Genomic DNA, 22186 nt, shown 5'->3' with positions numbered 1-22186 from the left:
AGCGGGGTTGGACGCTCGATGGTCAACCCCGCTGTTCCGCGGGCTCCGGTCAGGTCACGCTCAGCACGCCGGCGGAGAGGCTGCCCTGGACGGTGATCTCGCCACCCCACACGATGCCCTGAGCCGATTCGCGGTGCGGGATCAGGTCGACGGCCAGCCCTTGGACGACCAGCGCGGGGGTGCCGCACTGCGGGGGATAGGAGCCGGCGAGCCCGGTGCAGAGCTGTGTCACCTTGTCCCGCGTGATCAGGACGTAGCCCCGCACCCGCACCTGTCCGGCACCGAGGTCGATCGCTTCCCGCACGGTGAGGACATCGCCGGGGCCGGATGATCCGCTCATGGCGGAAGCCCGGCTGTCATCCGATTCCGTAGCCGGCGCCGCGCAACCGAACAAGACGGTCAGCGCCCCGATCGCGATCACGACATTGATTCGGGCAGTGCTCATGGGCCCTCCTGATTCGTCGTCGACGGATGGGACGTCGTGGCGCATTGCCCGGTTCCACGCGAAGGGTGCCGGGCTGTTCGCCCGGTACCCTTAGACGTCCTTACAGGTTGGCGATCGCGTTGTAGAAATCGCGGGCGTTGTTTCCGAAATAGGGTCCGTTCCACTTGTATCGGACACCACTGGAATTCCAGAAGACCCAACTGTTGACGGAGTCGAGCCGGCCGAAAGTGCCGTCGAAGTCATCCAGCCACGGGCCGCCGCTGGCGCCCTCGGTCATGCTGCAATTGATCCCGTTGTGTCCACCGTCGTTGTAGGACTGTCCCGTGCAGTACTTGAGGATCTGTCCGTTGAACGGTGTCCTGGACGGGTAGCCGAACTGGAACTGGTACTGCGACAGGGGGTAGTTCCACTCGATCCCCTGCCCGCCGACCCAGTCGACGATCCTGGAGCCACTGGCATTGGTGGACATCACCGCCGCGCCGATGTCCTCGGCCCGGTTCGCGCCGTTGTGCCATGCCGGGCGGGTCCAGAGCTGGCGGGCCGTCCAGCGCCCGTACGGCGCGTTGCCGTTGTTGTAGCCGGGCACGAAGGTCCACGGCGCGCTGTTGTACCAGGTGCCCGAGCCGTTGGAGACGCAGTGTCCAGCGGTGAAGACGAGGTTCTTGCCGCCGCTGTTGACGGTGCTGCCGGAGCAGACGTAGTTGCCGCCGTCGGCCCCGACGAAGAAGACCTTGCCGGACGTCGCCCCGGGCGGCGAACTCGTCGAGCTCCACGTGGCAGCACTGGCGCCCGGGTCGGCGAGCTGTCGGATCGGTCCCTGCTCGCGCATCGAACCGGTCGCGCCGTCGACTTTGCCGGCGCGGCCTTGCGGCCCTGCCTGCTCGGACAGCTTCGCGTCGGTGGCCGCGTCCAGTTCGGGCACCGGCACGGGTTTCGCGTTGAGCATGCGCTCGGTGGTCCAGTAGCTTGCCGCGGTGCGGACGCCGACGCCGACGCCGACAGCCGCATTCGCCGCCGGGTCGGCCTGGGCGGGGGCCGACAGGGCTGCTGCGGCAAGTGCGCCGGTGAGTGGAATCGCAACGAATAGTGATCGAAGGCGCCGTAGCATCTTTCCCCTTTCACGGGAATCGGTCCGGATGCAGTGACGGACTGCATCGCTGCCGGGTGCACGGCGATGGTCGATTGTCTTTGGTCTATGCCCCGCGCAGCAGTGCGACTATAGGGCGGACATTAAGAACCTTCGATGACTTTTTGGAATGCTTCTAATTGAGTCAAGGCGCGGATCGAGGCCAATGGCATGATCAATTCGCAAGCCTTAACAACATATTCCTATTTCATCGTGCGCTTGCGGATCATCAGATGTACGGCCACCAGCGGGACGATGCCGATCGGATACCAGATCAGGTCGATCGGGTCGAAAGCCGCACCGAGGACCAGCCGGGCCAGCAGGCTGTCCTCGGAGAGGGCCGCCGGAACGCCGGTGAGCTGGAAGAGTTCGGCGCCCCAGCACCAGCCCAGAGCGATCCCGCCGACCGTGAACGGGGACAGCCGGGGCGCGAGGAACAGCACGCCGGCGTACGTCATCGAGGCGTAGAGGGCGGTGCCGGACGACTGCTCGACCCAGCTGCCCAGGGGCGCCACCGCCCGGATCACCAGCGCGACGGCCAGGAACCCGAGCGCGGCGCCGAGCATGGCCAGCCGGAAGCGCGTGATCGACATGGCCGCGATGGTAGGGCTTACGGGCCGTATCGGGGATCATCCCGATGCGGCCCGGAGTTCGGCGTTCCTACCGTCGAAGGCATGAAGTTGCTGTTCAAGATGCTCGGCGTGATCGCCGCGACACTGCTCGTCGCGCAGGCGGTCGCCACGCCGTTCGTCCTCGACCTGACCGATCCGGCCACCTACAGCGGTAACTGGGGTGGGCCGAGCCTGGTCGGTGTGCTCGCCCTGCGCGTCGGCGCGGGCGTGCTCGCCGGCATGTATCTCTACGGAACGGTGGCGCGGTCGTATCCTCGCCGCCATGAAACAGGGCGATGAAACAAGAGCGACCGTCCGCGATGTGGCCGCCCGCACCGGCCTGTCCATCGCCACCGTCTCGCGGGTGCTGAACGGGCGGGCCAACGTCGCCCCGGCCACCCGGGAACGGGTGCTCGCGACCATCGCCGAACTGGGCCGCGGCGCACCCCGGCGGCGCGGGGAGCGGGCCACCGGGATCTATGTCCGCTGCCCGTACGTGCTCACCGACTACTTCGGGCTGATCGTCTCCGCGGTGGCCGAGGCCCTGGAGCCGCACGGTCTCCAGGTGATCCTGAACGCGGGTGTGGCGGCCCAGCGCGACCACGTGCTCACCGCGCTGACCGGCCGGCGTGACGTGGCCGGCGCCGTGCTCATCCTGCCGCCGGAGCCGGGTGCCGAACTGGCCCGGCTCCGTGATCGCGGCTTCCCGTTCGTGGTGCTCGATCCGCGTACCCCGCCGCCCCGGAACCTCGCCGCGGTCTCCGCCGCGCACTTCTCCGGCGCCCGGCAACTCGCCGCCCACCTGGTCGGGCTCGGCCACCGGCGGATCGGGATCATCGGCGGGCCCCGCGACTGGCTGGCCGGCGAGAACCGGTTCGCCGGCTATCTCTCGCCGCTGGCCGACGCCGGTGTGCTGCCCACCCCGGAGCTGACCCGGTTCGTCGCCGAGCCCACCACCGAGCTGGGCCACCACGCCGCCGCCGAGCTGCTGGACCTGCCGGAACGCCCGACGGCGCTGCTCGCCTTCAACGACAAGATGGCGATCGGGGCGCTGCGGGCGGCCGCCGAGCGCGGGTTGCGGGTGCCGGCGGATCTGTCGGTGGCCGGGTTCGACGACATCGAGCTGGGGCAGGCGTGCCGGCCGATGCTGACCACGGTCCGGCAGCCGCTGGAGGAGATGGGGCGGATGGCCGTACATCTGCTGTTGCGGATGCTGGGTGGGCACCGCCTGGACGCGCTGCACGTGGAGTTGGCCACCGAACTCGTGATCCGTGACTCCACCGGGCCCGTTCCTGACGTGTTTCACGGTTCCGGAACCGCCGTACCCCGATCCGGAACTCCATCTCATTGACCGTTCCGAATTAACAGAGGTTTCCTTCCTGTTACCTTCCCCCACGGAACAGGAGTCCTCATGCGCGTGCGAAGTGCGCTGCTCATCGCGGCTCTCGGCGTGACGATGAGCGCAACCCCCGCCCACGCCGCCGGTGAGACGGTGAACGTCCACCTCACCACCACCTCGGACAGCGCCGGCCGCGTCGTCACCCGCGGCCTCCAGCAGCAGGCCGCCATCGCGTTCGGCCCGGCCGGCGGCAGCGCGAACCAGACCATCACGATCGACGAGGGCACCACGTACCAGACCTTCGAGGGCGGCGGCGCGTCGATCACCGACACCACCGCCCACCTGCTGCGCGGCGGCCCGGTCAGCGCGGCCACCCGGGACGCCGTGATGACGAAGCTGTTCAGCCCGAGCCAGGGCATCGGGCTCTCCTTCGTCCGCAACCCGATCGGCGCCTCCGACCTGTCCCGGCCCGGCAACGTCTCGCTCGACGACACCTGCTGCGACCTCAACGACTTCAACACCAACGGGTACGACACGAACGTCCGTCTCCTGACCCAGCAGGCGAGGCAACTGAACCCCGCGCTGCGGGTGAAGGGCGTCCCGTGGAGCGCGCCCGGCTGGATGAAGGACAACGGCCGGATGGACCAGATGGGCTGGCTCAAGTGGGAGCACTACCCCACGTACGCCCAGTACCTGGTCAAGTACATCCAGAGCTACCAGGCGGCCGGAGTGCCGATCAACTACATCTCGGTGCAGAACGAGCCGAACTGCTGCCAGGCCGCGAACCCGACGGCGATGAACTACCCGGGCATGAGCTGGAACCCGTCCGGCCTGGTGGAGTTCACCAAGAACCACGTCTACCCGGCGTTCCGTGCGGCCGGCATCACCACGAAGGTGCTGATCCACGACTGGAACTACGGCGACTACGCGAACTTCGGGGCGGCGATCCTGGCCGACACGGGCGTGCGCAATGATCCGCTCTTCGGTGGCATCGCCTGGCACGGCTACTTCGGCGACCCGGCGGTCGGCACCCAGGTCCACGACCAGTACCCGGCCGTGAAGCAGTTCAGCACCGAGCACTCCGGCGGCACCTGGATCACCAACCAGCACAACGAGGACCTGGCCGACATCGTCAACTACGCCCGGAACTACAGCAGCAGCCTGGTCAAGTGGAGCCTCGCGCTGAACCAGAACATGGGCCCGCACAACGGCGGCTGCGGCACCTGCACCGGGCTGATCACCGTGCAGGAGGGCGGCTCGCGGGCCGGTCAGGTCGACTACACCGTCGAGTACTACACGACCGGGCACCTCACCAAGTTCGTCAAGCCGGGCGCGGTCCGGATCGCCTCGAACAACACCGCCGTGCAGAACGTGGCGTGGCGCAACCCGGACGGCGGCAAGGCCCTGATCGCGCACAACGGCGGCACGAGCAGCCAGTCGGTGCGGGTGAACTGGGGCGGGCAGTCCTTCGTGTACACGCTGCCGGCCCGTACCACCGCGACCTTCACCTGGGCCGGAACCGCGAGCCAGACGCCCGGCGGGACCATCACCGGGTTGGGCGGCAAGTGCGTCGACGTGGCCGGCGCCGCCACCGCCAACGGCACCGCGATCCAGCTCTACGGCTGCAACGGCACCGCGGCCCAGCAGTGGTCCCGGCCGGGTGACGGCACGCTCCGGTCGCTCGGCAAGTGCCTGGACATCAGCGGACCGAGCAACGCCGACGGCACCGTCGCGCACCTCTGGGACTGCCACACCGGCACCTCGCAGAAGTGGACGCTGGACAGCTCGCAACGGCTGGTCAACACGTACTCCGGCAAGTGCCTGGACGTCACCGGCAACACCTCCGCCGACGGCGCCCGCCTCCAGATCTGGACCTGCGCCACCGGCGCCAACCAGAGGTGGACCCTCAACTGATACCGGTCTGCCGAAGGCGGGCCAGGAGCTCGCCTTCGGCAGCGTCGGACACCGGGTCGGACCAGAATCCGAGGGGTACGGCGCGCAGGTTCCGTCCGAGCGGATCCAGCAGGTGGCCGCCCAGTTTCATCACCCACAGCGCCACCGCCCGGTCGGTGATCGTCAGCTCCGGCGCCTGCACGGCCAGCCGCGCCTCGAACGCCGCGATCTCCTGCACCGACCGCAGCCACACCACCACCAGCAGGTTCGCCGAACCGGACAGGGTGGCGCAGAACCGGGTCTCCCGCATCCCGGACAGCCTGCTCACCACCCGTGGAGTCTCGGCCGGCGGCAGCGTGCACCACAGCGACACCGAGATCGGGTAGCCGGAGACGTACCGGGCCACCTCACAGCGGTAGCCGATCGACCGCTCCGCGTCCATCCGGTCCAGCCGTCGCCGTACCGTCGTCGGGCTCAGTCCGGTCCGCTCGGCGAGCCGCACCGCCGGCTGCCGCGGATCCGTGCTGAGCGCCTGGACGAGCGCCAGATCCTCGTCGCTGAACCGCCGCCCGGACCAGTGCTGCCGAGGACTCGCCCCGGTCAGCGCCCGGCGGGCCGGCTCACTCAGCCGGTCCAGCCGCCACCGGCTGCCCTCGGTGTGCACGGTCACCGCGATCTGGGTGCGCGTCGACGCCACCCCGGGCAGCATCCCGAGCCGCAGGCTCAGGTAGCGGCCGAGCTGTACGTGATCGGAGAAGGCGGCCTGGATCAGCAGGTCCCGCGCGCCGGTCACGTGCTCCAGCGTCACGATGTTCACGTCACCGGCCAGGCTCTCGGCCACCTCGGGCAGGCGGCCGGCCACACAGTCCACCTCGATGATCGCGAACACCGCGGAGGTGATCGCGAGCTGCGCCGGGAGACAGCTGATCCAGGCGTGGCCGGAGCCGTACAGGCGGTTCCAGCGGCGGGCCGCGGTCGTCCCGTCCACACCCAGCGCCGCGCCGATCCGCTGCCAGTCGGCCCGTGGCGCCAACTGCAACGCCGTCACCAACTGGTAGTCCAGCTCGTCGAGCGTGAACTTTTCCGGCGTATCAGGGGCCATGAACGGCGGATCTCTGCAATCCAGCCTCAACCACGGTCATTCTGCCGACCATACCGCCATGTTCTCCTCGCCCGACGCCCTTCCCCTGGCGGACCGACTGATCAGCCTGCGCCACGCGCTGCACCGCGAACCCGAGCTCGGCCTCGACCTGCCACGTACCCAGGCCAAGGTCCTGGCCGCGCTGGAGGGTCTGCCCCTGGAGATCACCCGCGGTAGAGGGCTCAGTTCGGTCACCGCGGTGCTGCGCGGCGGACGGCCCGGCCCGGCGGTCCTGCTCCGCGGGGACATGGACGCGCTGCCGGTCCAGGAGGAGAGCGGGGTCGCGTACGCCTCCGAGATCCCTGGGCGGATGCACGCCTGCGGGCACGACGTCCACACCGCCGGCCTGGTCGGCGCCGCCCACCTGCTGGCCGGGCGGCGCGAGGAACTGGCCGGGGACGTGGTCCTCATGTTCCAGCCCGGCGAGGAGGGCCAGGGCGGCGCCAAGATCATGATCGACGAGGGGGTGCTGGACGCCGCCGGCAGCCGGGTCGTCGCCGCCTACGCCGTCCACGTGGCCGCCACCGCCCTCCCGCTCGGCCTGATCGCCACCAGGGCGGGCACCATGCTGGCCGCCTCCGACACGGTCACCGTGACCGTCACCGGCCGGGGCGGGCACGGATCCTCCCCGCATCTGGCCGTCGACCCGGTGCCCGCGCTCTGCGCGATGGTCACCGCCCTCCAGACCGTGGTCACCCGGACCGTCGACGCCTTCGACCCGGCCGTCGTCACGGTGGGCTCGATCCACGCCGGGTCGGCCGCCAACATCATCCCGGAGAGCGGCACCCTCGAGATCACCGTTCGCAGCTTCTCGGCCGCCACCCACCGGGCGATCCGGGCCGGCATCGAGCGGACGCTGCGCGGTGTCGCCGACGCGCACGGGGTCCGCGTCGAGATCGACTACCGGGAGGACTACCCGGTCACCGTGAACGACCCGGGCGAGGCCGACTTCGCCCTGCGCACCGCCCGGGCCGCCGTCGGCGAACAGCGGGTGTTCGTGGCGCCCCGTCCGTTGGCCGCGTCCGAGGACTTCTCCTTCGTCCTCGACCAGGTGCCCGGGGCGTACCTCACGCTCGGCGCCGTGCCACCCGGCACCGACCCGGCCACCGCACCGATGAACCACGCCCCGCAGGCAGTCTTCGACGACCGCGCGGTCACCGAGACCGCCGTCCTGCTCGCCTCCCTGGCCGCCGCCCGGCTCCAGGAAGGCGCGGCGTGACGGCGGTCCTCGACCGGAGCCGGGTCTCCGCGGTCGTCGGCCTGCTCGTCCTCTTCGAGCTCACCAGCGACAACGTGAAGACCCTCGGCGGCGCGGTCGCGGCCGTCCTCGCCGCGCTGGTCCAGGCCGGCGGCGACACGCCGACCGAGAGCGCCTATGTCACCGTCTGGCTTGCGGCGCCGGCCGCCCTCTTCGCCAGGCGCACCGAGACGGTCTGGAGAATTTTTCGGTACGGGTGACATCGTCGCCGCCGAATTCGGATCGTCCCGTCCGTTCGACGCGCGCTCGCTGCCACTCCACCCTGTGCCGCGCCCGCCGGGCTGAGATCGGTGGCCGGGCGGGCCCGCCATGACCGGTACCCACTCATGTGCCGCCGCCCCGGCTTGCCGCCCCGCTTCCGCGACACTGATCAGCCGGCCGCGCGGGGGCCCGGGGGTGCGCACGGTCGCCGTGCCGTGGACTCCCACGTGGCCTGTGGCCCTGGTGGGCGCACACGCGGCGTCTTGGGTGTGCGGCTACCCCTGTATTCGGAGCTCGAGCGTGTGCGGCTGCCCGTCCTGGCTGGCCGGGGTGACGCCTGCCCTGACCGGCTCTACGGCGAGAGCGCCCTTTCGTTGCTCAGGATTCGATCTCCGGCGGCTGCCGCTGGGCCGGGATCAGCGCGGTGGGCTCGGTGGGCAGCCGCAGCGGCTCGGTCACATCGCCGGGCGGCGTCACCAGGCCGTGCGGGCGGGTCGGCTCGTCGCCGTTCGTCTCGCTCTTCCTGGCGTCGATCGCCAGGCCGTGCGGGCGGGTCGGCTCGTCGCCGTTCGTCTCGCTCTTCCTGGCGTCGATCGCCAGGCCGTGCGGGCGGGTCGGCTCGTCGCCGTTCGTCTCGCTCTTCCCGGCGTCGACCGCCAGGCCGTGCGGAAGGGTGGCGTCGTCGGCCTCGGCCGCCGGTAGCACCAGGGGCCGGGTCGCGTCGGCGTCGGCCGCCGTCTCCGGCCGCGAGGTCTGCGCGACCGACAACGGCTGGGTACGGTCGTCCGCCGGCCGTTGTAGCACGAACGTCGCGTCGTCCTTGTCGGCCGCGGCAGGATCGTGCTTCTCGGCCTCGGCGGGATCGTGTTTCTCGGCCTCGGCAGGAGAGGTGGAGGTGACCGCCGGCTCCTCGGAAGGCGCGGCGAGGACGGTGGTCGGCTCGGCCTCCGGCAGACGGATCGCGACGGTCGGCTCTGAGGCGGTGACCGGGGCCGCCGGGCCGGCAGCGGGAGCCGGAGCGGGCGCGGGCGCCGGGCGGGCGGCGGGAGTGGAGGCGGGGACCGCCGGCATGGTGACGGTGCGGTCGGCGGCGGTCACGACCTCGGCGCGGTCGGCCGGCGTGCCGACCCGGATCACCGTGGTCTCGGCGATGGAGACCGGGATGCCGGCCACCTTCGCGGCGCCCCGGAAGCGGCCGATCTCGCCGATGATCGGCAGGACCGGCGGCTCGTAGCGGGCCCAGCGGCGGGCGCTCAGCGCGGTCCCGAGCAGCGGCACGGCGAGGAGGGCGGCCAGACCGTACCCGGGGCGGCTCAGGTCGAAGCCCTCTTTGGAGACCTCCGGCGCCCACAGTGCCGCGTAGGACGCCGGCGACTGCCACGCCCAGATCGTCACGCCCAGGTAGGCGGCGCCGGCCAGAACCGGGCCGGCCGGCGAGACCGGGGCGAACGCCAGGATGGCGTAGAGGATGCCGGCGAAGATCAGCAGCAGCAGGCCGGAGATCGACTCGGCCGCGAACAGTTCCCGCCCTCGGCTGCTCAGGTCGTGTGTGAAACCGACGCCGGACAGCACCCAGACGCTGGGGGCCAGCACGAGCGCATAGAAGATCGACCTGAGGTGGCGCATGATCCGGCACGGTACCCGGGCGCGGCAAGGAACCGCGAACGCCGCCGTAACGTACCGGCCATGGAAGAACAGCTCTCCGGACGGCCGACGGCGCTCTCCCGGGTCACCCTGAGCCGGATCATGACCGCGGTCGACGTGAACCTCTACGGCACCGTGCACGGCGGCGTATTGATGAAGTTCGTGGACGACGTGGCGGGCGCGGCCGCGGCGCGGCACAGCGGGGGCACCGCGGTGACCGCGGCGATCGACGAGATCGTCTTCCTCGAGCCGGTTCGGGTGGGTGATCTCGTGCACGCGTACGCCCAGGTCAACTGGACCGGAACCTCCTCGATGGAGGTGGGCGTGAAACTGGCCGCGGAGCGCTGGGACGCGGTCGGCGCGGTCCCGTTGCCGGTGGCGACGGCCTACCTGGTGTTCGTGGCCGTGGACGCGGCCGGGCACCCGCGTTCGGTGCCGCCGGTGGTGCCCGACGACGACGCCGAGAAACGCCGGTTCACCGAGGCGATGATCCGCCGGGACCACCGCCTGGCCCGCCGTGCGGCGATCCAGAAGGCCCGCGCCGAGCACCGGCCGGGAGTCGATTGATCCACCGTTAAGGTGTGGTGATGACGACAGGTGTGGTGACGGCCGGCACACTTCTCTGGGAGCCGCCGGCGGACATCCGGGAGACGTCCCGGATCGGGCGTTTTCTGGAGTGGCTGGAGCGGGAGCGGGGCCTCTCGTTCGCCGACTACGCGGCGCTGTGGGAGTGGTCCGTCACCGATCTGACCGCCTTCTGGGGCTCCATCTGGGAGTACTTCGAGGTGGTGGCGCACGAGCCGGCGACCGCGGTGCTGGACGGCACGGCCATGCCGGGCGCCCGCTGGTTCCCCGGCGCCACGCTCAACTACACCGAGAACGTGCTGCGGATGCCGGGGCGGGACGAGGACGATCCGGTCGTCATCGCGTACTCCCAGAGCCGTGAGCCGGTCACCCTGACCAGCCGGGAGCTGCGCGAGGAGGTGCGGAGGGTCCGGGCCGGGCTGAAGGCCCGTGGGGTCGGCAAGGGTGACCGGGTCGCGGCCTATGCCCCGAACATCCCGGAGACCTACGTGCTGATGCTGGCGACCGCCAGCCTGGGCGCGGTCTTCTCGTCCTGCGCGCCGGAGTTCGGCGCCCGCAGCGTGATCGACCGCTGGAGCCAGATCGAGCCGAAGGTGCTGGTCGCGACGGACGGCTACCGGTACGGCGACAAGGACGTCGACCGCCACCCGGAGATCGCCGCGATCCGGGCGGCGATCCCGTCGATCGAGCACGTCATCACCATCGGATACCTGAACGACGGTGGCGACTGGGGCGATCTCGGCGGCGACGATCCGCTGGAGTTCGAGCCGGTGCCCTTCGACCACCCGCTCTACGTGCTCTACAGCTCCGGCACCACCGGGCTGCCCAAGCCCATCGTGCACGGTCACGGCGGCATCCTCCTGGAGCACCTGAAGATCCTGGCGCTGCACCACGACCTGGGCCCGTCCGACCGGTTCTTCTGGTTCACCACCACCGGCTGGATGATGTGGAACTACCTGGCCAGCGGTCCGGCCGTGGGCGCGGCGATCGTGCTCTTCGACGGCAATCCGGGCTGGCCCTCGCTGGACACCCTGTGGGACCTGGTCGACACCGCCGGGATCACCTATTTCGGCACGTCGGCGCCGTTCCTGCTGGCCTGCCGCAAAGCCGGGATCACCCCGGGCAAGCGGCTCAAGGGGCTCGGCTCCACCGGGGCGCCGCTGCCGCCGGAGGGCTGGGGCTGGGTCTACGAGGCGGTCAGCCGTGAGGTGCAGCTGACCTCGCTGTCCGGCGGCACCGACGTGTGCACCGGTTTCGTCGGCGGGGCGCCGCTGCTGCCGGTACGGGCCGGTGTGATCACCTGCCGCAGCCTCGGCGCCCGGGTGGAGGCGTTCGACCCGGAGGGCAAGCCGGTCATCGGCGGCCTGGGTGAGCTGGTGATCACCGCACCGATGCCGAGCATGCCGGTCGGGTTCTGGAACGACCCGGACGGCTCCCGCTACCGGGAGGCGTACTTCGACGTGTTCCCGGGCGTCTGGCGGCACGGCGACTGGATCACCATCGACCCGGACGGCAGCTGCGTGATCACCGGCCGGTCGGACGCCACCCTCAACCGGGGTGGTGTGCGCCTGGGCACCGCCGAGTTCTACTCGGTGGTGGAGGGCCTGCCGGAGATCGCCGACTCGCTGGTCGTACACCTGGACAAGCCCGGCGACCCGAACGGCGAGCTGCTGCTCTTCGTCGTGCTCACCGAGGGTTCGGAACTCGACGACGCCCTGCGCGGGCGGATCGCGCGGGAGCTGCGCGGGGCGCTGTCGCCCCGGCATGTGCCCGACGCCGCCTACCAGGTGCGTGCCCTGCCGCGCACCCTCTCCGGCAAGAAGCTGGAGGTGCCGGTGAAGCGGATCCTCACCGGCACCCCGGTGGAGTCGGCGGCGGCCAAGGGTGCCCTGGCCAACCCCGACTCGCTGAACGCCTTCGCCGACCTGGCCCGGGAGCGGGTCAGGCCAGCGTCACAGTGACCTTCTCGGTGGCGGCCCGCGCCCCGGCCTTCGACACGTCCAGGTTGGCGCAGAGGACGATCGAGGCGTCGGCCACCAGCGGGGCCAGCAGCCAGTCGGCCGGGTCGGGGTAGAGCGTGACGTCGATCAGCACCCGGTCGCCGGAGGTGATGCCGAGTTCGGCGGCCCGGTCGGCGGCCATGCCGATCACCTCGTGGTGGCTCAGCTCGACCGGGCCGGCCAGGGCCCGGTCGGCCGGGGCGACCGGCGCGCCACGGAAGTGGTCGCCGTGGTTGCGGACCTCGGTGACGTAGTCGGCATACCCGGGCGGCGGGGTGCGCAGCGGCATGGCCAGCGGCAGCAGGCCGGTGGCCCAGCGGTCGAGCGAGGTCCAGCTCGCGGCCCGGTCCACCAGCTCCGGGGTGGTGAAGAGCGCCTCCACCGGTTGCGGGTCGCCGCCCAGGTCGACGGCCAGGCCGGCGGCCGACACGCCGAGCAGCAGCGCCGCGGTCTGCCAGTGCGGCGGCAGGATCAGGGCCACCGCGTCGCCGTGGCCCAGGCCGACCCCGTCGACCAGCAGGTTCGCGGTCTTCGACACCCAGTTGTCCAGGGTCGCCCCGGACAGCTCGGTGCGGTCGCCGGTGGCGTCGTCATACCAGGTCAGCAGCGGCGCGGCCGGATCGCGCCGGACCGCCTCCGTGAACGCCTGCGGGATCGTCGTTTTCATCACCACACACCTTACGACCCGGACTCGCGTCGGCCGGTTACGGTCCGTGATGCCGCCGATTGACTACGGCGATCGACGGTGTCGTGGACACGTCCGCGGCGCGTTCCAGGCGTACCCTCGAATCGTCGGTAGTTCCATCGCCGCATCGGTACGTCAGAGACGCCAAGGAGATGCCTCGTGACCCCCGGTCGCCCCCCGCGAGTGCTCGTCGACGCCACCAGTGTCCCCGCGGACCGGGGCGGTGTCGGCAGATATGTCGACGGTCTGCTCGGAGCGCTCGGGCAGGTCGGTTCCGACCGAGTGGACCTCGCCGTCGTGGCACAGCGTTCCGATGCGGAGCGTTACCGCCGGATGTTGCCCTCCGCCGAGGTGATCCCCGGCCCGGCCGCGATCGTGCACCGGCCGGCCCGCCTCGCCTGGGAGCAGACCGGTCTGCCGCTGCTCGCCCAGCAGGTCGGTGCGCAGGTGCTGCACTCGCCGTTCTACACCTGCCCGCTGCGCACCGGCTGCCCGGTGACCGTGACGGTGCACGACGCGACGTTCTTCACCGAGCCGGAGCACTACGACAACACCAAGCGGACCTTCTTCCGCAGCGCGATCAAGACATCGCTGCGCCGGGCCGCCCGGGTGATCGTGCCGAGCAAGGCCACCCGGGACGAGCTGATCCGCCTGCTGGACGCGGACCCGACCCGGATCGATGTGGCGTACCACGGGGTGGACCAGGGGGCCTTCCACGCGCCGACCGACGACGAGAAGGCGCGGGTCCGGGCCCGTCTCGGCCTGGGTGACTCGGGCTATGTGGCGTTCCTCGGCGCCAAGGAGCCGCGGAAGAACGTGCCGAACCTGATCCGTGGCTGGGCCCGGGCGGTCGCCGACTGGCCCCACCCGCCGGCCCTGGTGATCGCCGGCGGCCAGGGGCACGACGACGACATCGACCGTGCGGTGGCCGAGGTCCCGGCGCATCTGCGGCTGCTTCGACCAGGCTATCTGAGGTATGCGGACCTGCCTGGCTTCCTCGGCGGCGCCCTGGTGGCCTGCTATCCCTCGTTCGGGGAGGGGTTCGGCCTGCCGATCCTGGAGGCGATGGCCTGCGGCACCCCGGTGCTCACCACGCCCCGGCTGTCGCTTCCGGAGGTCGGCGGTGACGCTGTCGCCTACACGACGGAGACGCCGGAGCGGATCGCCGAGGACCTCGCCGACCTGCTGCACGACGAGCAGCGTCGCCGGACGTTGGCGAAGGCGGGCTCCGACCGTGCGAAAGAGTTCACCTGGATGTCAAGTGCGGAGGTACACGTGGCAACGTGGAATCGGGTTGCCACTTGATCATCTACTAAACTCTCCGCGCATGAGCGACGAACAGGCTGTGTTGTACGGAGTGGTTCTTGCTGGCGGAACCGGAACCCGTCTCTGGCCACTGTCCCGCGCCGGTCATCCCAAATTTCTGCACCCCCTGACCGGTACGGAGGCGTCCCTTCTTCAGGCGACGGTGGCCCGGTTGGACAGTCTTGCCTCCCCCGATCGGGTCTTCGTGGTGACCGGTGTGGCGCACGCGGCGGCCGTGTCCCGGCAGCTTTCCGCCATGCCCGAGGAAAACGTTCTGGTCGAGCCGTCCCCGCGGGACTCGTGTGCCGCGATCGCCCTGGCCGCCGCGGTCATCGCCCGCCGCGATCCGGAAGCGATCATGGGCTCCTTCGCGTCCGATCACCTGATCGCCGACACGGAGGCGTTCTCCGACGTGATCCGGTCGGCGATGGCCGGCGCGCGGGAGGGGCTGCTGATGACCCTCGGGATCACGCCGACCCGCCCCGAGACGGGGTACGGCTACCTCCAGTGCGGTGGCCGGGTCGGCGACGGCCCGCTGCTCAAGGTCGAGGAGTTCAAGGAGAAGCCGACGTACGACGTGGCCGAGGGCTACGTGAAGTCCGGCAACTACCTGTGGAACGCCGGGATGTTCGTCTGGCGGGTCGAGTCCTTCCTGGCCGAGCTGCACCGGCAGCAGCCGCAGCTGGCCGCGGGCATCAGCCGGATCGCGCAGGCGTGGGGCACCGCCGAGCAGGAAGAGGTGATGGGTGACGTCTGGCCGACGCTGCCCAAGATCTCGGTGGACTACGCGGTGATGGAGGGCGCTGCCGCGGCCGGCCGGGTAGGCACCGTGCCCGGCGACTTCGGGTGGAACGACGTCGGTGACTTCCACACCCTCGGTGAGGTGCTCACCGCGGACCAGGCCGGCAACGTGGTGGTCGGGCACGATCTCGCCGAGCGGCACACCGTGCTGCTGCGCGAGACCGAGAGCCTGGTCGTGGTCCCGTCGTCGGGCCGTCTCGTGGCCGCCATGGGGGTCCGGGACCTGGTCATCGTGGACACGCCGGACGCCGTCCTGGTGTGCCCGCGGGAACGGGCGCAGGAGGTCAAGCAGCTCGTCGACCAGCTCAAGGAGCTGGGCCAGCACGGCTACATCTAGCGCCTGTTCCGGAACAGGCGCTGGGTCACCAGTCGAGGGCCCGGTCGCTGAACTGCTGTAGCGAGCCGATCCGGAGCTCGTTCATGGTGATGCCGTTGCGCCGCGAGGTGGGGAAGTCGGCAAGGACGGCCGCCGGGCCGTCCTTGCTCTGGCCCATGTCGTAGCGCAACGTGCCGCCGGCGTGGCAGTCCTCCTCGGTGCGGGCGCACGAGGTCCACCGGAGGCCGGCGTAGGCGGCCTGATGGGGTCGGACCACGAACTCGTGGGCCGGCGCCGGCTCGTCCAGCTTCGTGGTGGGGACCGGCAGGACCCGGCGGCCGGCGGTCGCCAGGGTGACCGTCAGCCAGCCGTCCACGGTGCAGTCCTGGCCCGCGACGTTGATCAGGGTGACCAGGGCGGTGCGTTCCGGGCTGGTGCCGGTGGCTGTCCGGAGGGTGACCGTGGCCTCCAGATCGCTGGTCAGGCAGGCGGGAGCCGGAGCCTCGGCAGCGGCCGGGGTGGGTACCGTGCCGGGCTCGGCGCATGCGGTCAGCGCCAGGATGGTGGCCAGGGCGGGGATGACCGGCCTCGAGGGGTTACGCATGTCTCCAACTCAGCGGCGCGCTTCACGTCAGGCGGGCCAACGCGGGGGCGATCTGCTGGATCGTGCCGTCGGCCAGAGGTGACGGTAGAGCCTCGGGGTGGAACCACGCTAGATCTGACGACTCGTCACTTATCCGCTCGACCGCGCCGGCCGGGGCCCGCAGCAGGAATCGAACGTCGTAATGGACCGACGGGGTGGCCGGTGCGCCCTCGTGGGAGCCGCAGCGGACCTCGTGGATGTCGATGTCGATCGGCACCGGGTCGAGGACCAGCCCGGGGATGCCGGACTCCTCTCCCGCCTCCCGGAACGCCGCGGCGGCCAGCGTCGGGTCGCCCTCCTCGCAGTGGCCGCCCAACTGCATCCAGAGGCCGAGACGGCCGTGCAGGCAGAGCAGCACACGCCGAGAGTCGTCGACGATCAGGGCGCTGGCGGTGACGTGGCCGTCCCGGTGGGCACGGGTCATCGCGACCGGGCCGTCGGCGAGCAGGTCGAGGGTGCGCTTGCGGTTCGCCTCGGCGGCGTCGGAGGTGGCGTTCCAGGTGGACAGCACGTCGACGGCGTTCTCGTAGAGGTCGGTCATGCGGGAACTCCATAGGTCAGGGTGACCTCGCCGAGATCGTCCACCTCGATGGCGGTGGCCAGACCCGCGGCGGCGAACGCGGCCCGGAGACGCTGCGCCTCGGCGCCGAGCCGGACCAGGTCCGCCGGACCGGAACCCGGAGGGGACAACCTCAGCCGGCCCTCCTCACCGGCCGGGAACTCGACCCTCACCAGCCGAAGCGGACTCTCGTTGATCAGCTCCCGGGCGATACGCGAAGTCCTGTCGCGGTCCGGGCCGTCCACCGGCTCGATGCGGGGCGCGTCCACCGGCATTCGTGCCGCTTCCGCCAGGCCCTCGGCGCGCGCCTCCGCCGTACCCGATCCGAACATGTCCTCGGCGGAGTCCCGGATCAGGACCTTCGCGCCGGGCCCGTCGTCCGCCGTCAGGCGGCCGAAACCACGAACCACCGCGACCGGCACCTGGTCGCACTTGCCTTTGACCAGCTCGGCGGCCGCGGACAGCTCGTCGATCACCGCCATCTGGGTGAGGCTCAGCTCGTTGCCGTAGGGGTCGAGCTGCCCGCGGTGGTCGAGCAGCGCGTCGATGCCCGCGGCGCCGAGGGCCACGTCGGTGAGCCCGTTGCGCCAGGCACGCCCCATCGTGTCGGAGACGACCACGGCGACGTCCAGGCCGCGTTTCCGCAGGTCGGCACGCAACCGGCGGGCCGAGGCGTCCGGGTCCTCGGGCAGCAGCACCAGGTGGGTCTTGTCGACGTTCGACGCGTCGATGCCGGCGGCGGCCATCACGAAACCGTGGTGGGTCTGCACGATGGTGGTGTTGCCCCGGCGGGCCACCACCCGGGCGGTCTCGCCGGCCAGCACCCGCTGCCGGGCCTCGTCGCGCTCGGGCCCGTCGGCCGGGACCTCGACCAGGCGGCCCTCCGCCTTCGACACGATCTTGCTGGTCACCACGAGGACGTCACCGTCGGCGAGCCACGGGGCCGCCCCCGTGATCAGTTCGGCGAGGTCGTCGCCCGCGGTCACGTCCCCGATGCCGCGGACCGGCAGGATCTCCAGGCCGTCACTCATGCCGGCACCTCCGCGTCGCTCCGGCGCCGCCATTTTCGAGACTGAGCTGAATGATTCGCTCGCAAGCTCGCTCATGAGACACCGCCCAGCTCCAGCGCGTCCTCCACCATCCGGGCGGTGGCCACCTCGTCGCGCATCCACAGCGGCACGGCACGGGTGCGGACACCCGGCACCTCGGCGCCGGCGTCCGACTCGTCGACCAGCCAGCCGTCCAGCAGGCCGCCCTCGGCGCGTGGACCGTACATCCGGCCGACCGCGCCGGCGCTCACCTCGACCTCCAGGGTGGCCAGGCACCGGTCGGCCATGCCCCGGACCGGCGCGCCACCGATGATCGGCGACACCCCGACGACCGGCGCCGGGCCGTTCGCCACGGCCTCCCTCAGAGGGGGTACGGCGAGGATCGGCGCGATGCTGACCACCGGATTGCTGGGCGCGATCAGCACCACGTCGGCGGCCGCGATCGCGTCGAGCACCCCGGCGGCCGGTTTCGCCGACTCGGCGCCGCGGAAGACGAATCGGTGCGTCGGCAGCTCGCCGCGGTAGCGCACCCACCACTCCTGGAAGTGGATCGCCTTCCGCTCGCCGTCGACGTCCACGACCACGTGCGTCTCCAGCCGGTCGTCCGAGGCCGGCAGCACGGTGATGCCCGGCTGCCAGCGCTCGCACAGCGCCGCGGTGACCGCGGAGAGCGGGTACCCGGCGTTCAGCATGGTGGTGCGCACCAGGTGGGTGGCGGTGTCCTTGTCGCCGAGGCCGAACCAGGACGGCTCCACCCCGTACTTCGCCAGCTCCTCCTTGACCACCCAGGTCTCGCCGACCCGGCCCCAGCCGCGCTCCGGGTCGGCGGCGCCGCCCAGCGTGTACATGACGCTGTCCAGGTCGGGACAGATCTGGAGGCCGTGCATGCGCACGTCGTCGCCGACGTTGACGACCGCCGTGACGTCGGCGCCGATGGCGCGGGCGTGCGCGCGCACGCCGAGAAGGAAACGGGCACCGCCGATGCCCCCGGTCAGGACCACGATCCGCATGGCCTCATCCTCCCGCACACGCGTCATCCCACCGGGTGGCGGGTATCGGTTTACTCTGGGCCGACCTCGATCCACGCACCGGGAGCAATCGTGACCACACCTCCGCAGCCGGGACCGGCCGGCGAGAAACCCATCGGGCAGTTCCTGCTGCCCGTGCGCGACCTGGCGGCGTACGCCCTGGTCGCCGCCCCCGCAGTGTTCCTGTTCGTGGCGTTCCTGGGCATGTTCGGCGACGACTTCCTCGCCAGCACCCGGTACAGCTTCGGCAGCTTCGTGAACCTGGAGACGGTGTTCTTCCCACTCGGGGCGGTGCTCCTCGCGGCCGGTGTCCGGCCGGTCCACCCGCAGGCCCGGCTGATCACCATCATCGCGGGCATCGAGTACGTGGTGGCGGCCGTCTTCGGGGTGATCTTCGGAGTCCTCTTCGGGGTGAGCGGGCTCGCCGACCTGGACGCCGGAACCGCCTTCACGGCGCTGCTCTACCGGGTCGCCTACCTCGGGTTGCTCGGCGTCGCGGCGTACGCGGTGCTGCGCCTCTGGCAGGGCCTCTACTACGTGCCGAGGCCCCAGCCGCAGCCCGGTGTCTACGGCCAGCCGTACGGTCAGCCCTACGGGGCCTACCCGCCCCCCGGGACCGTCCCCCCGCCCGGGTACGGCCACGGCCAGTACCCCGGTCAGCCCGCCCCGCCGCCGGGCTGGGGTCAGCCGACGCCCCCGCCGCCGGGGTGGGGTCAGCCGACGCCTCCGCCGCCGCCGGGGTGGGGTCAGCCCCCGGTGAGCGGCGCCCCCACACCGCCGCCTCCGGTGGCCCCGTTCGCCGAGCCGACCCAGGCGGTGCCGCCGCCCCCGGTCCCGTTCGCCGAGCCGACCCAGGCGGTGCCGCCGCCCCCGGCCGACCGCACCGAGGTGCTGCCGGACGATCGTCCCGGCTTCGGCCCGGCCGACCAGGATCCGCCCCGTCAGTGACTTTGTTCCCGGTCCGGGGGTGTTTCACGACACGCCCCGGTCCGGGAGCAGCGGCGGCGGTCGAAACGATTCGGGCCTAGGCTGCTCTGCGTGGTAGAGGTCAACGTGGAACCCGTACCGACACCGGCGAGCATCCGCCGCGCACTGCGCCGCGCCGCCGACGGCAAGGCGATCGACATCGATGAGGCGACCGCGCTGCTCGCGGCCACCGGAGACCGTTTCGACGAGTTGCTGGCGATCGCCGGCGGCATCCGGGACGCCGGTCTGCGGGAGGCCGGGCGGCCGGGCGTCGTGACGTATTCGCGCAAGGTCTTCATCCCGCTGACCCGGCTCTGCCGCGACCGATGTCACTACTGCACCTTCGCCACCGTGCCGCACAAGCTCCCAGCCGCGTTCCTGGAGCGCGACGAGGTGCTGGAGATCGCCCGGCAGGGCGCCGCACAGGGCTGCAAGGAGGCGCTGTTCACCCTCGGTGACCGGCCCGAGGAGCGCTGGCCGGCGGCCCGGCAGTGGCTCGACGAGCGGGGTTACGACTCCACCCTCGACTACGTGCGCGCCTGCGCGATCGCCGTGCTGGAGGAGACCGGTCTGCTGCCGCACCTCAACCCCGGGGTGATGAGCTGGGCCGAGTTGCAGCGGCTCAAGCCGGTGGCGCCGAGCATGGGCATGATGCTGGAGACCACCGCCACCCGGCTCTGGTCGGAGAAGGGTGGCCCGCACTTCGGCTCGCCGGACAAGGAGCCGGCGGTCCGGCTCCGGGTGCTCGACGACGCCGGCCGGGTCGGTGTCCCGTTCACCACCGGCATCCTGATCGGCATCGGCGAGACCGTCACCGAGCGGGTCGAGTCGCTCTTCGCGATCCGTCGCGCGGCCCGGGAGTTCGGGCACATCCAGGAGGTCATCGTCCAGAATTTCCGGGCCAAGCCGGACACGGCGATGCGCGGGATGCCGGACGCCGAGTTGCGCGAACTGGCCGCCACGGTGGCCGTCGCCCGGATCATCATGGGCCCGCGCGCCCGCATCCAGGCCCCGCCGAACCTGATCGACGACGAGTTCTCCCTGCTGCTGCGCGCCGGCATCGACGACTGGGGCGGGGTCTCCCCGGTGACGCCGGACCACGTGAACCCCGAGCGCCCGTGGCCCCAGATCAACCTACTAGCCGAAATGTCCGAAAAATCGGGATTCGAGCTTCGGGAGCGCCTCACGATCTACCCGGAGTACGTCCGCCGGGGTGACGAGGGCTGGCTGGATCCGCGGGTGAAGGCGCACGTCACGGCGCTGGCCCAGGAGAGCGGCCTGGCGAAGGAGGGCGCGATCCCGGCCGGCTCGCCCTGGCAGGAGCCGGACGACGCCTTCGGGACCGGCCGCACCGACCTCCACAAGAGCATCGACACCGACGGCCGCACCGGCGACCGGCGCACCGACTTCGACGACGTCTACGGCGACTGGGACGAGGTCGCCGCGCACGTCAAGAGCGCGCCGGCGACCATGCCGACCGACGTGGTGGCGGCGCTCCGGCTGGCCGAGACCGACCCGGGCGCGCTCCTGCTGGAGAAGCACGAGGACAAGGCCATGGCGCTGTTCAACGCCGACGGCCCGGCCCTGGACGAGTTGGCCCGGATCGCCGACGGCCTGCGCCGCGAGGTCAACGGCGACGACATCACGTACGTGGTGAACCGCAACATCAACTTCTCGAACGTCTGCTACGTGGGCTGCCGGTTCTGTGCGTTCGCCCAGCGGGAGAAGGACGCGGACGCCTACCGCCTGTCGGTGGAGCAGGTCGCCGACCGGGCCGAGGAGGCGTGGCGGGACGGCGCCTCCGAGGTGTGCATGCAGGGCGGCATCGACCCGAAGATGCCGGTCACGGCGTACGCCGATCTGGTTCGCGCCGTCAAGCAGCGGGTCCCCGGCATGCATGTGCACGCGTACTCGCCCATGGAGATCGTCACCGCCTCGGCCAAGGCGGGCGTCTCGCTGCGGGAGTGGCTCACCGATCTGCGGGACGCGGGTCTCGGCACCATCCCCGGCACCGCCGCCGAGATCCTGGACGACGACGTGCGCTGGGTCCTCACCAAGGGCAAGCTGCCCACCGCGACCTGGGCCGAGGTGGTCACCACGGCGCACCAGGTGGGCATCCGTTCCAGTTCGACCATGATGTACGGCCACGTCGACCACCCGCGCCAGTGGCTCGGCCACTTCCGGGTGCTGGCCGGCATCCAGGACGTCACCGGTGGCTTCACCGAGTTCGTGGCGCTGCCGTTCGTGCACACGAACGCCCCGATCTACCTGGCCGGCATCGCCCGTCCCGGCCCGACCTGGCGGGAGAACCGGGTGGTGCACGCCATGGCCCGGGTGCTGCTGCACGGCCGGATCGACAACATCCAGTGCTCGTGGGTGAAACTCGGCGACGAGGGTACCCGGGTGATGCTCAACAGTGGCTGTAATGACCTCGGTGGAACTCTGATGGAGGAAACAATTTCACGAATGGCCGGTTCGGAACACGGCTCGGCTCGTACGGTCGCGGAGTTGAAAGAACTGGCCGCGTCGGCCGGTCGCCCGGCGGTGGAACGGACCACGGTGTACGGCCGCAGGTGACAGTTTGATCCATT

The 22186-nt window shown here is 71.1% G+C and carries 21 protein-coding genes; 11 read left to right on the top strand and 10 right to left on the bottom strand.

The features are described 5' to 3' along the window. Positions 1-49: 49 nt before the first annotated feature. From KZ829_RS01750 to KZ829_RS01740, 3 genes are all read right to left on the bottom strand, one after another. The gene (locus tag KZ829_RS01750; RefSeq protein ID WP_220142098.1) at positions 50-445 is read right to left on the bottom strand and encodes a hypothetical protein; all 396 of its coding nucleotides are present in this window, start codon (positions 443-445) and stop codon (positions 50-52) included. Positions 446-545: 100 nt separating this feature from the next. Beyond that, positions 546-1553 carry a trypsin-like serine peptidase gene (locus KZ829_RS01745; RefSeq protein WP_220142097.1) on the bottom strand — a complete coding sequence of 336 codons (1008 nt, stop codon included), beginning with the start codon at positions 1551-1553 and terminating at the stop codon, positions 546-548. A gap of 221 nt (positions 1554-1774) precedes the next feature. Beyond that, positions 1775-2164 (bottom strand): ribosomal maturation YjgA family protein, encoded by a 390-nt coding sequence (locus KZ829_RS01740; RefSeq protein WP_220142096.1) that lies wholly within the window; start codon positions 2162-2164, stop codon positions 1775-1777. Between the two features lie 81 nt (positions 2165-2245). On the opposite strand from KZ829_RS01740, the gene KZ829_RS01735 reads away from it, so the two are divergent. From KZ829_RS01735 to KZ829_RS01725, 3 genes are read left to right on the top strand one after another with little or no spacing between them, the layout of a single operon-like run. Further along, positions 2246-2482, top strand: a complete 237-nt coding sequence (locus KZ829_RS01735; RefSeq protein ID WP_220142095.1) for a hypothetical protein — start codon at positions 2246-2248, stop codon at positions 2480-2482. Beyond that, on the top strand, positions 2466-3533 hold the full coding sequence (locus KZ829_RS01730) for a LacI family DNA-binding transcriptional regulator (protein WP_220142094.1): 1068 nt from the start codon (positions 2466-2468) through the stop codon (positions 3531-3533). Before KZ829_RS01735 ends, KZ829_RS01730 begins: the two co-directional genes overlap by 17 nt. A gap of 60 nt (positions 3534-3593) precedes the next feature. Further along, positions 3594-5435: an RICIN domain-containing protein gene (locus KZ829_RS01725; protein ID WP_220142093.1), complete on the top strand. Its 1842-nt coding sequence runs from the start codon at positions 3594-3596 to the stop codon at positions 5433-5435. Here KZ829_RS01725 and KZ829_RS01720 read toward each other — a convergent pair. Beyond that, positions 5428-6516, bottom strand: coding sequence for an Lrp/AsnC family transcriptional regulator (locus KZ829_RS01720; RefSeq protein WP_220142092.1), 1089 nt, complete (start codon positions 6514-6516; stop codon positions 5428-5430). The genes KZ829_RS01725 and KZ829_RS01720 overlap by 8 nt on opposite strands. Positions 6517-6574: 58 nt before the next feature. Here KZ829_RS01720 and KZ829_RS01715 point away from each other — a divergent pair, with 58 nt between their 5' ends. Beyond that, entirely contained in the window at positions 6575-7774 is a 1200-nt protein-coding gene (locus KZ829_RS01715) for a M20 metallopeptidase family protein (RefSeq protein WP_220142091.1), read from the top strand. After that, positions 7771-8013 carry a hypothetical protein gene (locus KZ829_RS01710; protein ID WP_220142090.1) on the top strand — a complete coding sequence of 81 codons (243 nt, stop codon included), beginning with the start codon at positions 7771-7773 and terminating at the stop codon, positions 8011-8013. The genes KZ829_RS01715 and KZ829_RS01710 overlap by 4 nt, the downstream gene beginning before the upstream one ends. A 379-nt stretch (positions 8014-8392) precedes the next feature. On the opposite strand, the gene KZ829_RS01705 is transcribed toward KZ829_RS01710, so the two are convergent. Then, complete coding sequence (locus tag KZ829_RS01705) at positions 8393-9640, bottom strand: hypothetical protein (RefSeq protein WP_220142089.1); 1248 nt, start codon at positions 9638-9640, stop codon at positions 8393-8395. 60 nt (positions 9641-9700) lie between these two features. On the opposite strand from KZ829_RS01705, the gene KZ829_RS01700 reads away from it, so the two are divergent. Both KZ829_RS01700 and KZ829_RS01695 read left to right on the top strand, forming a co-directional pair. Next, the gene (locus tag KZ829_RS01700) at positions 9701-10225 is read left to right on the top strand and encodes an acyl-CoA thioesterase (RefSeq protein ID WP_220142088.1); all 525 of its coding nucleotides are present in this window, start codon (positions 9701-9703) and stop codon (positions 10223-10225) included. Positions 10226-10245: 20 nt separating this feature from the next. Further along, positions 10246-12204: an acetoacetate--CoA ligase gene (locus tag KZ829_RS01695; RefSeq protein ID WP_220142087.1), complete on the top strand. Its 1959-nt coding sequence runs from the start codon at positions 10246-10248 to the stop codon at positions 12202-12204. Here KZ829_RS01695 and KZ829_RS01690 read toward each other — a convergent pair. Beyond that, positions 12185-12910 (bottom strand): TIGR03089 family protein, encoded by a 726-nt coding sequence (locus KZ829_RS01690; RefSeq protein WP_220142086.1) that lies wholly within the window; start codon positions 12908-12910, stop codon positions 12185-12187. The two genes, KZ829_RS01695 and KZ829_RS01690, sit on opposite strands and share 20 nt — an antisense overlap. A gap of 177 nt (positions 12911-13087) precedes the next feature. Between KZ829_RS01690 and KZ829_RS01685 the strand changes: the two genes are divergently transcribed. Then, positions 13088-14233 (top strand): glycosyltransferase family 4 protein, encoded by a 1146-nt coding sequence (locus tag KZ829_RS01685; RefSeq protein ID WP_220142085.1) that lies wholly within the window; start codon positions 13088-13090, stop codon positions 14231-14233. A gap of 40 nt (positions 14234-14273) precedes the next feature. Next, a complete protein-coding gene (locus tag KZ829_RS01680; protein WP_220142415.1) occupies positions 14274-15371 on the top strand; it encodes a mannose-1-phosphate guanylyltransferase in 1098 nt (365 codons plus the stop codon). Positions 15372-15396: 25 nt separating this feature from the next. Here the strand turns inward: KZ829_RS01680 and KZ829_RS01675 are convergent, their stop codons facing one another. From KZ829_RS01675 to cofD, 4 genes are all read right to left on the bottom strand, one after another. Beyond that, positions 15397-15954, bottom strand: a complete 558-nt coding sequence (locus tag KZ829_RS01675; RefSeq protein ID WP_220142084.1) for a DUF4232 domain-containing protein — start codon at positions 15952-15954, stop codon at positions 15397-15399. A gap of 22 nt (positions 15955-15976) precedes the next feature. Continuing rightward, the gene (locus KZ829_RS01670) at positions 15977-16534 is read right to left on the bottom strand and encodes an NUDIX hydrolase (protein ID WP_220142083.1); all 558 of its coding nucleotides are present in this window, start codon (positions 16532-16534) and stop codon (positions 15977-15979) included. Further along, positions 16531-17583, bottom strand: a complete 1053-nt coding sequence (locus KZ829_RS01665; protein WP_220142082.1) for a coenzyme F420-0:L-glutamate ligase — start codon at positions 17581-17583, stop codon at positions 16531-16533. Before KZ829_RS01665 ends, KZ829_RS01670 begins: the two co-directional genes overlap by 4 nt. A 71-nt stretch (positions 17584-17654) precedes the next feature. Further along, positions 17655-18611, bottom strand: a complete 957-nt coding sequence (gene cofD / locus KZ829_RS01660) for a 2-phospho-L-lactate transferase (protein WP_220142081.1) — start codon at positions 18609-18611, stop codon at positions 17655-17657. Positions 18612-18701: 90 nt separating this feature from the next. Between cofD and KZ829_RS01655 the strand changes: the two genes are divergently transcribed. Together KZ829_RS01655 and KZ829_RS01650 are read left to right on the top strand one after the other, a co-directional pair. Further along, entirely contained in the window at positions 18702-19577 is an 876-nt protein-coding gene (locus KZ829_RS01655) for a hypothetical protein (protein ID WP_220142080.1), read from the top strand. A 90-nt stretch (positions 19578-19667) separates the two neighbouring features. Beyond that, positions 19668-22172, top strand: coding sequence for a bifunctional FO biosynthesis protein CofGH (locus KZ829_RS01650; protein ID WP_308285300.1), 2505 nt, complete (start codon positions 19668-19670; stop codon positions 22170-22172). Positions 22173-22186: the final 14 nt, after the last annotated feature.

The organism is Actinoplanes hulinensis, assembly GCF_019429605.1.
Lineage (GTDB): Bacteria > Actinomycetota > Actinomycetes > Mycobacteriales > Micromonosporaceae > Actinoplanes > Actinoplanes campanulatus.
Note: the sequence above shows the minus strand (reverse complement) of the source record. Positions and strands in the feature narration are given on the sequence as shown.

Coding starts and splice junctions, on each gene's coding strand:
- KZ829_RS01740 (WP_220142096.1), bottom strand. CDS start 2,164: ATGTCGATCACGCGCTTCCGGCTGGCCATGCTCGGCGCCGCGCTCGGG.
- KZ829_RS01675 (WP_220142084.1), bottom strand. CDS start 15,954: ATGCGTAACCCCTCGAGGCCGGTCATCCCCGCCCTGGCCACCATCCTG.
- KZ829_RS01735 (WP_220142095.1), top strand. CDS start 2,246: ATGAAGTTGCTGTTCAAGATGCTCGGCGTGATCGCCGCGACACTGCTC.
- KZ829_RS01715 (WP_220142091.1), top strand. CDS start 6,575: ATGTTCTCCTCGCCCGACGCCCTTCCCCTGGCGGACCGACTGATCAGC.
- KZ829_RS01700 (WP_220142088.1), top strand. CDS start 9,701: ATGGAAGAACAGCTCTCCGGACGGCCGACGGCGCTCTCCCGGGTCACC.
- KZ829_RS01725 (WP_220142093.1), top strand. CDS start 3,594: ATGCGCGTGCGAAGTGCGCTGCTCATCGCGGCTCTCGGCGTGACGATG.
- KZ829_RS01750 (WP_220142098.1), bottom strand. CDS start 445: ATGAGCACTGCCCGAATCAATGTCGTGATCGCGATCGGGGCGCTGACC.
- cofD (WP_220142081.1), bottom strand. CDS start 18,611: ATGCGGATCGTGGTCCTGACCGGGGGCATCGGCGGTGCCCGTTTCCTT.
- KZ829_RS01730 (WP_220142094.1), top strand. CDS start 2,466: ATGAAACAGGGCGATGAAACAAGAGCGACCGTCCGCGATGTGGCCGCC.
- KZ829_RS01665 (WP_220142082.1), bottom strand. CDS start 17,583: ATGAGTGACGGCCTGGAGATCCTGCCGGTCCGCGGCATCGGGGACGTG.
- KZ829_RS01690 (WP_220142086.1), bottom strand. CDS start 12,910: ATGAAAACGACGATCCCGCAGGCGTTCACGGAGGCGGTCCGGCGCGAT.
- KZ829_RS01745 (WP_220142097.1), bottom strand. CDS start 1,553: ATGCTACGGCGCCTTCGATCACTATTCGTTGCGATTCCACTCACCGGC.
- KZ829_RS01695 (WP_220142087.1), top strand. CDS start 10,246: ATGACGACAGGTGTGGTGACGGCCGGCACACTTCTCTGGGAGCCGCCG.
- KZ829_RS01670 (WP_220142083.1), bottom strand. CDS start 16,534: ATGACCGACCTCTACGAGAACGCCGTCGACGTGCTGTCCACCTGGAAC.
- KZ829_RS01720 (WP_220142092.1), bottom strand. CDS start 6,516: ATGGCCCCTGATACGCCGGAAAAGTTCACGCTCGACGAGCTGGACTAC.
- KZ829_RS01705 (WP_220142089.1), bottom strand. CDS start 9,640: ATGCGCCACCTCAGGTCGATCTTCTATGCGCTCGTGCTGGCCCCCAGC.